This is a genomic window from Colwellia sp. BRX8-5, assembly GCF_014077325.1.
GTDB lineage: Bacteria > Pseudomonadota > Gammaproteobacteria > Enterobacterales > Alteromonadaceae > Colwellia_A.
On sequence record NZ_JACGVR010000039.1, the window covers coordinates 23,463 to 37,277 of the forward strand.

The 13,815-nt window shown below is 38.3% G+C and carries 10 protein-coding genes and 3 tRNA genes; 6 read left to right on the forward strand and 7 right to left on the reverse strand.

What is annotated here, in order from left to right:
• Nucleotides 1–11: 11 nt before the first annotated feature.
• Complete coding sequence (locus H4J62_RS17830; protein WP_182216179.1) at nt 12–1,697, reverse strand: M20/M25/M40 family metallo-hydrolase; 1,686 nt, start codon at nt 1,695–1,697, stop codon at nt 12–14.
• Nucleotides 1,698–2,083: 386 nt separating this feature from the next.
• Between H4J62_RS17830 and H4J62_RS17835 the strand changes: the two genes are divergently transcribed.
• The gene (locus H4J62_RS17835; RefSeq protein WP_182216181.1) at nt 2,084–4,369 is read left to right on the forward strand and encodes a TonB-dependent receptor; all 2,286 of its coding nucleotides are present in this window, start codon (nt 2,084–2,086) and stop codon (nt 4,367–4,369) included.
• A 100-nt stretch (nt 4,370–4,469) separates the two neighbouring features.
• Here H4J62_RS17835 and H4J62_RS17840 read toward each other — a convergent pair whose 3' ends face one another.
• A complete protein-coding gene (locus H4J62_RS17840; protein WP_182216182.1) occupies nt 4,470–4,844 on the reverse strand; it encodes an MGMT family protein in 375 nt (124 codons plus the stop codon).
• 266 nt (nt 4,845–5,110) lie between these two features.
• On the opposite strand from H4J62_RS17840, the gene H4J62_RS17845 reads away from it, so the two are divergent.
• Together H4J62_RS17845 and H4J62_RS17850 are read left to right on the forward strand one after the other, a co-directional pair.
• Nucleotides 5,111–6,703, forward strand: coding sequence for an ABC-F family ATPase (locus H4J62_RS17845; RefSeq protein ID WP_070373941.1), 1,593 nt, complete (start codon nt 5,111–5,113; stop codon nt 6,701–6,703).
• 94 nt (nt 6,704–6,797) lie between these two features.
• Nucleotides 6,798–7,649, forward strand: coding sequence for a 23S rRNA (adenine(2030)-N(6))-methyltransferase RlmJ (locus H4J62_RS17850; RefSeq protein ID WP_182216184.1), 852 nt, complete (start codon nt 6,798–6,800; stop codon nt 7,647–7,649).
• A 130-nt stretch (nt 7,650–7,779) separates the two neighbouring features.
• On the opposite strand, the gene H4J62_RS17855 is transcribed toward H4J62_RS17850, so the two are convergent.
• The 5 genes from H4J62_RS17855 to gltX form a co-directional block, all read right to left on the reverse strand.
• Nucleotides 7,780–8,775, reverse strand: a complete 996-nt coding sequence (locus tag H4J62_RS17855; protein WP_182216186.1) for a fatty acid desaturase — start codon at nt 8,773–8,775, stop codon at nt 7,780–7,782.
• A 12-nt stretch (nt 8,776–8,787) separates the two neighbouring features.
• Nucleotides 8,788–9,543: a transporter substrate-binding domain-containing protein gene (locus H4J62_RS17860; RefSeq protein ID WP_182216187.1), complete on the reverse strand. Its 756-nt coding sequence runs from the start codon at nt 9,541–9,543 to the stop codon at nt 8,788–8,790.
• A gap of 27 nt (nt 9,544–9,570) precedes the next feature.
• Complete coding sequence (locus H4J62_RS17865) at nt 9,571–10,914, reverse strand: DEAD/DEAH box helicase (protein WP_182216189.1); 1,344 nt, start codon at nt 10,912–10,914, stop codon at nt 9,571–9,573.
• Between the two features lie 141 nt (nt 10,915–11,055).
• On the reverse strand, nt 11,056–11,595 hold the full coding sequence (locus H4J62_RS17870) for a hypothetical protein (RefSeq protein WP_182216191.1): 540 nt from the start codon (nt 11,593–11,595) through the stop codon (nt 11,056–11,058).
• 88 nt (nt 11,596–11,683) lie between these two features.
• A complete protein-coding gene (gene gltX / locus H4J62_RS17875; protein WP_070373947.1) occupies nt 11,684–13,096 on the reverse strand; it encodes a glutamate--tRNA ligase in 1,413 nt (470 codons plus the stop codon).
• 343 nt (nt 13,097–13,439) lie between these two features.
• On the opposite strand from gltX, the gene H4J62_RS17880 reads away from it, so the two are divergent.
• The 3 genes from H4J62_RS17880 to H4J62_RS17890 all read left to right on the forward strand — a co-directional run bounded on the left by H4J62_RS17880 (nt 13,440) and on the right by H4J62_RS17890 (nt 13,735).
• Nucleotides 13,440–13,515, forward strand: a tRNA-Val gene (locus H4J62_RS17880).
• 29 nt (nt 13,516–13,544) lie between these two features.
• Nucleotides 13,545–13,620, forward strand: a tRNA-Val gene (locus H4J62_RS17885).
• 39 nt (nt 13,621–13,659) lie between these two features.
• Nucleotides 13,660–13,735, forward strand: a tRNA-Val gene (locus H4J62_RS17890).
• Nucleotides 13,736–13,815 lie beyond the last annotated feature (80 nt).

A 13,815-nucleotide genomic window follows, 5' to 3' on the forward strand; every position in this document is an offset into this window, starting at 1 on the left:
TTTCAATCAGATTAATTTTTTACTGAGTTTATCTCTAAGCTTTTATTACCTTCTTTATCACGGTTTTTACGTGCTTTATCAGATTTCAATTTCATCTGCTGCTTCTGCAAATTAGAAATATCTTTTGGCATCGGCTTACGAGGCATACGTTCGTCAGCCATGGCCGCCTTATATAAAAAACCAGCAAGAATAACAGAAGCTTGTTTTAGATCAGCCTCTACGACATGGTCAATCGAATCAATATGGGTATGATGCAAACGAGAGCCATAATCTAACTTGTCTTGAATAAATTGAAAACCGGGTAACCCTACATCATCAAAAGACTCGTGATCAGTGCCACCGGTACTTTGATTGGTAATAGTACCGGTACTTAAATCCGAATAAGGGCTGAACCAGTTACCGAATATTGATTTAGCAGCAACATTACCTTCAGTATAAATACCTCTGAAACGTCCACTACCATTATCCATATTAAAGTATACCGAAAACTTATCATGATCAGCTTTCGTTTCAATCGGCCAACCTTGATCTTTCCATAAATAAGTGGGTAATGCTTGCTCATTCTTATCAGTAGGTTTAGGACGGGTCGCAAAGTGTTCATCAACATAAGCTGCCGAACCAAATAACCCTTGTTCTTCACCCGACCATAAACCAATACGTATGGTACGTTTAGGTTTAAAGTTTAATGCTTGTAAAATACGAACAGCTTCCATTGAAACCGCCACACCCGCACCGTTATCAACAGCACCATCACTGGCATGCCACGAGTCTAAGTGGCCACCGACCATAACTATTTCAGGGTTTTTATCACTCCCTGGAATTTCTGCAATGGTATTATAAGCATTTCGGTCGTTATCATGAAAACGCGCATCGATATTGAGCGATAATTTAGGTGTCTTGCCATTATCTATCATTCGAGATAATAAGTTGTAATGTTCGGCTTCTATAATAAGTGCTGGTACTGGAAAGGTTTTACCGACACGATGGTCACTACCAAAAACGTTAATTAAGCCACCTTGACGCCAGCTACGATATATAACACCAGCAACTTGCTCTTCTTTTAAGAAATTACTGAGCGTGGCTTGAAAATTATAACGCTGCATTGCGCCATCTCTTCGGTCAGCAGTTACCCATGGAGAGTGACTTGGCGCTCGCATTACGTCAAATTCTGTCAATGTAGAAAGCTCTCCGGAGTCATAGCGTTGGAAGACACTGTTCTCAGGCGCTTCAATATTTTTACCCGCGCCCATCATAATGATCTTACCTTTTAGCTTACCTTTATATTGTGCTAAGTCGGTTATTGAAGCCGCATCAAAGATAACAACATCTCCTGTTACTTCTCCTTCAGTGCCCGGTGTCCAAGCAACAGGAATACCGTGTAAAGAAACTTCACGCGGACTCAATAGGTCAATGGAAGCAGAGTCATGTGACCAGCCTCGCCCAAACTCAAAAGGGTCTAAATAAGCATTTTTTAATCCCCACCCCTTTAACTTCTCTAAAGTCCAATTATTAGCTTTCTTCATCTGAGGAGAGCCAGATAAACGAGGGCCTATTTCATCGGTTAATTGCTCTAATGTGTGCATGACTTCAGAATTATAAAAACCTTCTGCCCTTATTTTATTCGCCATATCTAAGTCATCACTTGCATAAGCAGTCGATAAAGAAAGGCATAATAAAGATAATACGAATTTTTTCATTATTGTTTCCTAATTATTATATTTTTTGTCATGATTAATTTAGTACAAAAAATAATAATTAAAAAGACAGATAAGACGAACTCCATCGAATAAGAGACCGTTGGTATTAACTGAGAAGCAGCAGGTAATAATAAGGTTAAGTAGCAGCGCAGTCTTTATATTCACTTTACATTAACCATTTTAATTTAAAACATTAACAAAACATCTGCTTAGCTTAATTTTGCAAAAAATAACATAACAACTTCCTATAAAGTAAACTATGTTAAAACGTATAAAAATAGATACTTTCTATTTAGAAATGTGTAAATTTCGGCTACCCTAACTGGTATCAAAATAACAATAAAATTTAGTTTACCTAAAAAACATCGCACTCTTGGAGAATATTAATGAATTTGTTCAAAAATTCCACTTTGGCTACAGCGGTTAAACTCGCTGTTTTAACATCAACGGTCGGTTTTTCTGCAGCTACTTTAGCTGAAGAAAACGCCGAAGAAAAAGTAGTTGGTTTAGAAATTATTGAAGTAACCGCGCGTAAAAGAGTAGAAAATGTTCAAGAAGTTCCTGTAGCTATTAGTGCGCTCCAAGGTGAAAAACTGAATGTGTTAAGTTCTGCTGCTATGGACATTCGTTTTTTAAATGCCCGCGTGCCGAGTCTTTCTGTTGAATCTTCTTTTGGTCGTACTTTTCCACGTTTTTATATGCGTGGTTTAGGTAATTCTGATTTTGATTTAAATGCATCACAGCCAGTTTCTTTAGTTGTTGATGAAGTTGTGCAAGAAAACCCAATTTTGAAAGGTTTTCCAGTATTTGATGTTGGCCGCGTAGAAGTATTACGTGGTCCACAAGGGACACTATTTGGTCGTAACACCCCTGCCGGTTTAATTAAATTTGAATCAGTAAAACCATCACAAGATTTTGATGGTTTTGGCTCACTTTCATACGGCAGTAATAACACTACCGATATGCGTGCGGCTGTTGGTGGAGGGTTAACTGATAAATTATCTGCTCGTGTTTCATTACTTAATCAAACCCGAGATGACTACATAGATAACCAAGCACCCGGTTTTGAACAAAAAGAAGTTTTAGGTGGCTACACCGACAAAGCGGCTCGTATTCAATTTCTTTATGAAGATGACGCTTTCACAGCATTATTTAATTACCACATGCGCGACTTGGATGGCAAGCCGGTTGCTTTCTATGCAAATGCGTTTAAACCTGCAAGTAACGAATTAGTCAGTAACTTTGAAAGAGATACTGTTTACCATGACTCGGCATCAAGAGCGACACAACAAGTTGAAACCGAAGGCGGCAGTTTAAAGTTAGAATTTGAATTAGGTGAATTTACCCTAACGTCAATTTCAGGCTATGAAAGCGCTGAGCTTTATTCTCGTGCCGATGTTGATGGTGGTTATGGCGCAGTTTATGCTGAGCCTTCAGGACCTGGTATTATCGCACTTGATTCAGAAACAGCCGATGCTATTCCAGATCACGAGCAACTAACACAAGAAATTCGCTTATCAAGCAACTTTGATGGCCAATTTAATTACCAAGTGGGCGCATTTTATTTTAATGAAGATTTAACCATTGAAAGCTTTGCCTTCGATCCTTTATTTAGCAGTGGCGCACAAACAGGTTACGTTATTCAAGAGCAAGAAACGACTGCATGGGCTGTTTTTGGTTCGTTTGATTATGACTATAACGACAAAACCTCAGTAACCTTTGGCTTACGTTATTCTGATGATGACAAAGACTATAGCAACCAAAGAACGAAGTCTCCATTGGCATGGTTAGGTTTTCCTGATGTAGTATCAGGTGAAGTAAATCCAAGCGATTCACATGTTAGCTGGGATATCAGTGTTACGCATAAATATACCGATGACATAAACTTATATGCACGTATTGCCGACACGTTTAGAGCACCAAGTATTCAAGGGCGTTCGTTATTCGCCTTTGGAAATGGTATTTCTGTTGCCGACTCAGAAACTATTTTATCTTTAGAAACCGGTATTAAATCTGATATTTTAGATGGCTTTGGTCGTATTAATGCTTCGGTATTTTATTTTACCATGGATGATCAACAGCTAACGTCTGTTGGTGGTGGTGGCAATACGGCGAGTTTACTTAACGCTGAAGAAACGACCGGTTACGGTTTTGAAATCGACTCAGAGTTTATGCTAACCGATAATTTTTGGCTAACGGCGAGTGTTAGTTATAATAATACCGAAATCAATGACAGTGACTTAGCTGTTGCTGCTTGTAAATTATGTACTATTACAGATAATTTCTACACTGATGAGATGGGCAATAGATTTGCCGAAGTAGATGGTAATAGTTTACCACATGCACCAGAGTGGATTTTTAACTTTACCTTGCGTTATTCTCGTGAAATTGCAGACGGTGAATTCTATGCCTACACGGATTGGTCTTACCGAGATGACATTAGTTTCTTTTTATATGAATCAAAAGAATTTAATGGAAAATCATTATTTGAAGGTGGCGCACGTACAGGTTATACCTGGGACGGTGATGATAAAGAGTATGAAGTTGCCTTATTTGTTCGTAACATAACTGATGAACAAATCGCTATTGGCGCTGTAGACTTTAGTAACAATACCGCTATTGTTAATGAAGAGCGCTTTTTTGGTGCAGAATTTAAAGTTAATTTCTATTAAGCTAAACGGCTAATTTTAATGATAAAAGGCGACTATAATTAGTCGCCTTTTTTATTTTTAATGCCTATATACGAGACTCATAGCCCTGAATTCTTGGTATTTAATAAGTGAGTTTAAAGAGTAATTCAGCCAAATCGGGTTGCCACTGAAAATCTGTTAACTTAACACGATTACCTATAACAACCACTTGCTCCTCTTGAAGCAGTGCGCTTTGTTTGGCGAAAAGTTCACTTTCAACAGCAAATGATATTTTCCCTTGAGAGTTAATAACTCTGTGCCAAGGAACACTTTTTTCTTTCCAGCCATCATCAGGGATTTTACCTAACGCTTTCCCGACTAACCTCGCTTTACCGGGCAAGCCAGCAAGATCAGCAACCTGTCCATAGCAAGCGACCTTGCCATAAGGTATTAACTGCACTGTTTGCCAGATACGAGGGTAATTAACGTTTACCGGGCGCTTATTATTTTTTAACATCGTGGCGACTCATCTAATGAAACGGCTTAATTACGGTTGTAAAACACAGTGAATATTATCTTAACATCTTGCCAACAGACGATAACACGCTACTTAGCAACTTTTACTAAAATAAGAAAATTTACTGAACATTGAACAACTTGTCATTAATTTATCATCCACCCCAGCCAAATAGACAAATTTTAGCCTATTGAAGTCGATGTTTTTTGTGTATAATCGCGCGCTATTGACTTACCAGCTTAAATGCACAACCAAGGAATCAGCTTATCCTACAAGCAAATAATATTACCCAACAATTCGGCGCAAAACCTCTTTTTGAAAATATTTCACAAAAATTTGGTGGTGGTAATCGTTACGGTTTAATTGGTGCCAACGGTTGTGGTAAATCAACACTCATAAAAATCTTAGGTGGTGACCTAGAGCAGACCTCAGGCAATGTAAGCTTAGACCCTAACGAACGTTTGGGTAAATTAAGCCAGGACCAATTTGCCTTTGAGCACTTCAGTGTTATTGATACCGTTATTATGGGACATACTGAATTATGGGCGGTAAAAGAAGAACGTGACCGTATTTATGCTTTACCAGAAATGAGTGAAGCCGATGGCATGAAAGTAGGCGATTTAGAATCAGAATATGCTGAGATGGACGGTTACAGTGCCGAAGCACGTGCCGGCGAACTATTAATGGGCGTAGGAATTGCTGTTAACCAACATTATGGTTTAATGAGCGAAATAGCCCCAGGTTTTAAACTGCGTATATTGTTAGCACAAGCGCTATTCTCAGATCCTGATATTTTATTACTTGATGAGCCAACCAACAACCTGGATATTCATACTATTCAATGGCTTGAAGAAACCTTGAATGCCCGTGATTCAACCATGATCATCATTTCGCATGATAGACATTTTTTAAACAGTGTTTGTACCCACATGGCCGATTTAGATTACGGAGAACTTAGAGTTTTCTCAGGTAACTATGACGAATACATGCTGGCAGCAACACAAGCACGAGCTAACTTACTTGCTGACAATGCTAAGAAAAAAGCGCAAATAGGTGAGCTACAAGCTTTCGTTGCTCGTTTTTCTGCTAATGCTTCAAAAGCTAAACAAGCGACTTCTCGTGCAAAACGTATCGACAAGATCCAACTAGAAGAAGTTAAACCTTCAAGCCGTACCAACCCCTTTATTCGCTTTGAGCAAGAGAAAAAATTATTTCGTAATGCCTTAGTGATAGAAAAATTAAACAAGAAATTTAATGATGCTCATGTACTAAAAGATATTTCTCTTTTGGCTGAAGTCGGTGAACGTATTGCGGTGATCGGCGAAAACGGCATAGGTAAAACCACCTTTTTACGCACTTTATTAAATGAAGTCGGCTACGAAGCAACTTCTGGTGATTTTACTTGGTCTGAAAATTCAAATATTGGTTATTACGCACAAGACCATGAGTTTGAATTTGAGCATGACATGACCTTGTTTGACTGGATGAGCCAATGGCGTCAGCCTACCGACGACGAACAAGCCGTTCGTGGTTATTTGGGGCGTTTATTATTTTCAGCTGACGATATTCTAAAATCAGTTAAAATATTATCAGGGGGCGAAAAAGGCAGAATGCTTTTTGGTAAACTGATGATGCAACTACCTAATATTCTTGTGATGGACGAACCGACCAACCATATGGATATGGAGTCTATTGAGTCACTTAATATGGCATTAGAGAACTACGAAGGTACCTTAGTGTTTGTTAGCCATGACCGTGAGTTTGTTTCGAGTTTAGCTACGCGTATTATTGAATTAACCAAAGATGGTTACATCGATTTTGCTGGTACTTATGATGAGTACTTAGCAAGCCAAGCATAAATCCCACCCGTTCTATCAATAGATAAAACACCCCTTATTTAGGTGTTTTATCTATTATTTTCACTGCCCTATTTTATATTTTAAGGAAATCCTTTTGCTCAGTTATCGTCATGCTTTTCACGCAGGAAACTTCGCTGATGTTTTAAAACATTCGGTTTTAACGCTCGTACTAGAATATATGGTGCGTAAAGATAAAGGCTTTACCTATATCGATAGCCACTCGGGTGCTGGCATGTATTCACTAAAAGATGAATATGCTCAAAAAACAGCTGAATACAAAGGTGGTATCGCCAAAATTATTGCCGCCCTAACTGATGAGAATTTTCCTGAAGCATTAACACCCTATGTTGAGCTAATTCAGCGCTTAAACACTGAAAATAGTGAGCTAGAAATTTATCCTGGCTCGCCTGGTGTTGCTAAGCAACTGATGCGCCGCCAAGACAGTACTCATCTCTTTGAGTTACACCCTACCGATATTCAACATTTGACAGAATTCTGCACACGCTGGAAAAAATCACATGTAAAACAGTCTGATGGTTATCAAGGTGTATTGGGGTTAGTACCGCCACCAAGTCGCCGGGGTGTCGTGCTTATCGATCCACCCTATGAGTTAAAAGAAGATTACGCTAAAGCGGTTAAGACTATCGTAAAAGCCTATAAAAAATTCAATTCCGGGACTTATATTCTTTGGTATCCTGTGGTTACCCGTGAGCGTATTCATGCTATGGAAAAAGACTTTACCCGTAGTGAGGTGAAAAATTTATTACAAGTTGAATTTTGTTTACAAGCCGACAGTGATGAATATGGTATGACAGGTACCGGCTTATTTATTGTTAATCCTCCTTGGCAGTTAAAAAAGCAGCTCGAAGAGATACTTCCTTTTATGAAGGCAACCTTAGGACAGGCTGAGACTAGCTTTACATTAGCGCAGCTTATTGCTGAATAATTAGCCTTAAACTAAAATTACGGCGTAGCTCAATTAAGCAGCGCCGCTTAGTAAGCTTATCAGCCTTTTATGATCAGTTGATAATTAAAAAGCAATAAGATAACTAAAGTTTTATCGCTACTGCCCTACCTTACAAAGTGCGATATCTATTTGCATTTGAAAATGTACTAACATCATTAAATCTAACACCATTTTCTTTCATCACCTTATGTGCGGTACTTGCTAACATTTGACGCAAATAAAACGGTTGTTGCACAACAAAGTGATGAATGGCATGTGTACCAGCAAAGTTAAAGGTAAAGAGGTTAAGTGGCCAAATAACCAAACCTTTAAAGACTTGCGTTTGCTGCAGTACATTATTAACGCCACCATAGTAGTGCAAATAAGAAGTCACTAAATTTAAACAGGCTGAGCGTAAAAAGTTAGGCGCAATAATAATCACCATCAACAGATTGCTCAACGCTGAAAAGGTTTGTAACCATGGCGGATAGATAAAATCGCTGGCAATAAAAAAATCTACACTGTGAAACAATATAAAGCCGTAACCGAAGATATAATAAAGTATCGTCAATGGGAATCCGCCATTAAAAACACTCAAAAAATTAAAGGCTTTCACTTCTCTATTCAAGTGCTTTCTTTGTAAAATCAGCCCGAATAAACCATCAAACATCACGATATAGCGAACAAGTATATTAGCAATACCATTGCCGACCAATCGTTCTTCTAAATCTTGTTTTGTGCCTGAGGTTTTATGGTGCAGTAAATGAATTTTGCGACGATACCAAGGGTTGATAGTACTTGGGCGCATTAACCAAACAGTGGCCATCATAAGATTATGTATAATAGGTTGCTGACGAAAGTAAAGTTTATGAATTAAGTCATGCTCTAACTCATGAGAGATAGAGGCAAAAATTGCCGCTAACATGATACAAACCCAGGCAGGAATGAAGGCATAGTAATATAATAAGCCACTGGTGATCATGCCAGTAAGTGACAGTAAAAGAATGAGTAAACCAATACTGTCTTGCTTAGCTAAAAACACATATTTTTTGCGTAAGCGCTGTTCTTCGGCTTTAACACCTTGAACAATATTTTTAATTTTTTCAGCGTCTGTTGTTGAACTCATCCTAAGCATTCACTAATTTTTACTCGAAAGGTGATAACTATCGGCATCATTAATCATATTAATTTCTTTCATCACTTCATTGATATCGTGAGACATTGAATATTTTTTTGAAAAGGCAAGAAAAGAAGAGTCAACTTGATCAGACAACGAGAACCCTTCGACTTGTCCATTAACCGCCATATTATCGATGGTAGTATATGCAATTGCACTATCGGCCACCAATAAATCAACGCGACCGTAAATAAGCATATTAAAGGCATCTTCTAGGCGAGTCGCTTCAACAAACGTTATAGAGGCATCTCTAAAGGCTTTTTCTGAATGGCTATCAACATTGGTTGAACGAACTTTGACAAGTATTTTACTTTTATCAATTAATGGAATGCCTTGATAAACAAAATTATCATCTGCTCTTTTGAATATTTCAGAGCCAAAAAAATTAATCAAAGGGTATTTAGGAAAGCTCAAAAACAAGCTGCGTTCTGGTGTATAAACCGTCGGCATTAATGCATCAAACATTCCCTGCTCAACCGCTTTTAATGCTCTTGCCCAAGGCATGATGGTAACTGATATTTTAAATTTCCCACTGGCATTGAGTTTATTCATCGTCTCAATTAACAAGCCCTTGTTTTCACCCTTTTCATTGCTATAAATAAAAGGGCGAATTTCAGGGGCTGCAATAGTTAACGTGATAACTTGTTGCTGTTTGCCATGCTGAGCTTGTGCGTTTAAACAAAGTAAAAAACTACAAATAAAAAAGAAAAATTTCATTTTATTAATACCTTATACTCGAGACGGTTAATCGATTTCAGAATCGCTGTCTATTTCACTAACGGGCGTTACCGTCTTTTTACGCAACACAGGTAACTCACCAACATCTTGAGCAACAAAGACTCTTTTAATGACTTTTTTAGGCTGAGATCTTTGCGGTTTTTCGTTAATTTTCGTTGAAGATTTTGACTTGGCAGCCACTTTTGGCTTTTTAGGTTTTATGCCCTTGAATGTAGCTTTTAAGCTATCAACAACATCAAAGTTAAAGGTTTGCTGTAAAAAACCTTCAACATTTTTAAAACTAATCCAGTCTTTAGGACCAACAAAGGAAATCGCGTCACCGGTGCTACCCGCTCGACCTGTCCGGCCAATACGATGCACAAATTCTTCAGTGTGCTTTGGCATATCAAAGTTAAAGACGTGCGATACGTTAACTAAATCTAAACCTCGAGACGCTAAATCAGTCGTGATCAATATCTTTTGTTGTCCCTTACTAAAGCCATCCATTATTTGATTACGCTGACCTTGATTAAGCTCACCACTTAAGGCGACCGTACTTAAGCTCTGCTCACTGAGCAGCTTTGATAATCTGTCGGTATCACTTCGTGTTGCAGTGAAAATAATCACTTGTTGATAGCTTTCAGTTTTCAAAAAGTGTTCAAGCAAGTCTTGTTTATGGTCTAAGTTATCGCATAGGTAAAAGCGTTTAGTAATATCTTTATGCTCGGTATGTGCAGAGCCTATGGCAATTCGTTTTGGTTTTTTTAATAACGCTAGTGCGAACTCATTGACTTGTGCGTGATCGAGTGTTGCAGAAAACATCAGTGTTTGACGCTTACGATGATCAGCAGCGCTATTAATTTGTTTTAATTGTTTTGAAAAGCCTAAATCTAACATCCGATCGGCTTCATCAAGAATAAGGAGCTCTAAGCCCTTTAAATAGAAATGCCCTTGCGATAAATGGTCAGACAATCGACCCGGTGTCGCAACAATAAAGTGAGGGTCTTTGTGCAGTGTTTTTACTTGATCATTAAAGTTTTCACCACCCAAAATAAGCACAGCTTTAAACTGTGAACCGGTGGTAAATAAACGTAGTTGAGTAAAAACTTGTTTGGCTAATTCTCGTGTTGGCATAAGAATAAGAACACGAGGATCACGTTTAGACAAAGCCCTATTTCGAATTAAGCGTTGCATCGCAGGAATAATAAACGCTAAGGTTTTACCTGAGCCAGTTTTTGATGAGGCAATTAAATCATGCCCGGCCATAGCAGCAGGAATAGCTTGCTGCTGAATTTCTGTCGGCTCTAAAAAACCTAAATGCTCAACCGTTGACATTAAACGACTGTCTAAACCAAAATCTGTAAACTGCAAACTACACTCCAAAAAAGAACCAATAAAAACGTTGTTATTATACCCTGCTAACGACAAGAATGACGTATAGTATTTTATCAGGGTGTTAAAAAAATGAAAAACTTAAAAAAGTACCACAGACTTATTCATCTTATGGCGCTATTAAACATGTTCGTCGCGAAGCCAATCAACATAACCAACAAAAAAGTGTTGCCAAAAATCATTGGTTTGCGAAAATTCAACCAGTTGTTTACCAAAGGTTTCTAATACCTCGAGATCAAAAATACAGCTTTCATCGGGAAGGTACATGGCAGATTTTTGCTGACACTGTTGATATATCGCCGTTAAGCACTGTTCAAAACCAACCAAAGATGCACTCACTAGGGTTGCTTGCCATTGATTTTCTCCTTCAGCAATCGCGGTATAAACCGCTAAATGTTCATCGGCCAAGTCAATAAAATACGGGTCACCTAATTCGGTATCTGTGGCGATAACAAGCCATGAACTTTGCCAATTGCCGATATCGTTATCGTTATCGTTATCGTTATTAACTAAACTAGCGCCTTTTTTATCAACCGCATAGCCAATCTGGGCTTTATTTAATGTCGCCATTTTAGTAATAACGCTAAAACCCTGTGGACCAAAAAAAACCTCTTTATGTTCAAAGGCTTTTAATCTATTTAATAGTTCGCTTTGGTTCATCTTTAATCTCGTCTTTTTCAATACAATAAGGCCGTTGACAGCTAACCATCAACGACCTTATATCTTGTTAACATAAAACTTTATTTAATTAGCTGTTCGCTATTCTTGCTTCAACCACTTCAATAGCGTGATCAATACGAGCAAGTACTTTATCTTTATCCAATAAAGCCAAAGTAACATCTAAAGAAGGTGAATTACCACCACCAGTCGCCGCAACACGCAATGGCATACCCACTTTGCCCATACCGACTTCAAGCTCTGTTGCCGTATCATTAATTGCCGCATGAATAAGTTCAGGTGACCATTCGCTTAATGCTGCAAGTTTAGCTTTAACCAATATAAGAGGCTCTTTAACAACAGGGCGTAAATGTTTCTTAACCGCTGATGCTTCTAGTTCGCTAAAGTCTTCGTAAAAGTAGCGAGAAATTTGTGCCATCTCTTTTAAAGTTTTTACTCGGTCGGCTTGAATTTTAACGATTTCTTCAAGTGCTGGACCATTTTCAATATTGATACCTTGCTCATTCATGTGCCAGGCTAAATGTGTTGCAACATAACTTGGCTCCATAGTTTTCATATAATGTTGGTTGACCCAAATTAATTTATCAGTATTAAAACCTGAAGCAGCACGGTTACAGTCTTTTAAATCAAACAGTTCAATCATTTCTTCACGAGAAAATATTTCTTTATCGCCATGAGACCAACCTAAGCGCACTAAGTAGTTTAATAAGGCTTCAGGTAAATAACCATCATCGCGGTATTGCATAACACCGACAGCACCATGACGTTTTGATAATCGCTTACCGTCATCACCTAAAATCATTGGGATGTGGGCATACTCTGGGAGTGTTGCCCCTAAAGCGAGTAAAATATTAATTTGTTTTGGCGTATTACTAATATGATCATCACCACGTACAACATGGGTAATTTTCATATCCCAATCATCAACAACAACCGTTAAGTTATAAGTGGGTGTGCCATCGCTACGCGCAAGAATTAAATCATCTAACTCTTCATTAGCTATCGTTATATCGCCTTTAACCATATCTTTGATAACAACTTCGCCATCAAGTGGGTTTTTAAAACGAATCACATAAGGCTTATCAGCAGGATAGTCGGTGCGGTCGCGCCACAAACCGTTATATTTTTCTTTCGCGCCAGTTTCACGAGCCTGTTCACGCATTGCTTCAACTTCTTCACTGGTGCTATAACAGCGATAAGCATTGCCAGAGGCAAGTAACTGCTCAATAACTTCTTTATAACGGTCGAAACGTTGGGTTTGGAAATACGGACCATGTGTCCATTCAAGATTCAACCAATTCATACCGTCCATAATGGCATCAACGGATGCTTGGCTTGAACGTTCTAAATCAGTGTCTTCGATACGTAAAACGAAATCACCGCCATTTTTCTTGGCATATAACCAACTATAAAGGGCAGTACGTGCCCCACCAACGTGTAAATAACCGGTCGGACTTGGCGCAAATCGAGTTGTTAAGCTCATAAAAATCTCACTATAAAGTTTAAGACTTAAAGGCTATGTTAAAAGACAAGGCTTAAAGTCTACAATTGGTACGATAAAAATTGTCGATATTTTATCAGGCATAGCTAAGGAAAACATCATTTGCTGAAAGAAACAAAGAAAAGAAAATCTCCAGCGAGGATAAAACAAGCAAGCTGTTTAATTTTACAGCAAGAAAATTAAATATATCAATAAAACTGAAAAAAAAGCAGAAAAATCTTTGTTTTATGTTGACAGCTTTTCTCATCTCCCTATAATACGCCCCACTGAAACGCAGACAGTGTTTAATTAATTAGACCGTTAACGATTCAGGAAATTTAAGATTGGGCGATTAGCTCAGTTGGGAGAGCACCGCCCTTACAAGGCGGGGGTCACTGGTTCAAGCCCAGTATCGCCCACCAATCTTAAGTCTCAAGAATAAAGTAATTATGGGCGATTAGCTCAGTTGGGAGAGCACCGCCCTTACAAGGCGGGGGTCACTGGTTCAAGCCCAGTATCGCCCACCATAATTACACCCTATAGAATTTTCTTTAGATAATCTATATGGACGATTAGCTCAGTTGGGAGAGCACCGCCCTTACAAGGCGGGGGTCACTGGTTCAAGCCCAGTATCGTCCACCATCTTTTTCCTCATTCTTACATCATCTACTTAAAAATTAAATAACTGATAATAATTTTAATTAATATATTAAATTTTAAAT

Coding starts and splice junctions, on each gene's coding strand:
- H4J62_RS17830 (WP_182216179.1), bottom strand. CDS start 1,697: ATGAAAAAATTCGTATTATCTTTATTATGCCTTTCTTTATCGACTGCT.
- H4J62_RS17835 (WP_182216181.1), top strand. CDS start 2,084: ATGAATTTGTTCAAAAATTCCACTTTGGCTACAGCGGTTAAACTCGCT.
- H4J62_RS17840 (WP_182216182.1), bottom strand. CDS start 4,844: ATGTTAAAAAATAATAAGCGCCCGGTAAACGTTAATTACCCTCGTATC.
- H4J62_RS17855 (WP_182216186.1), bottom strand. CDS start 8,775: ATGAGTTCAACAACAGACGCTGAAAAAATTAAAAATATTGTTCAAGGT.
- H4J62_RS17860 (WP_182216187.1), bottom strand. CDS start 9,543: ATGAAATTTTTCTTTTTTATTTGTAGTTTTTTACTTTGTTTAAACGCA.
- H4J62_RS17870 (WP_182216191.1), bottom strand. CDS start 11,595: ATGAACCAAAGCGAACTATTAAATAGATTAAAAGCCTTTGAACATAAA.
- gltX (WP_070373947.1), bottom strand. CDS start 13,096: ATGAGCTTAACAACTCGATTTGCGCCAAGTCCGACCGGTTATTTACAC.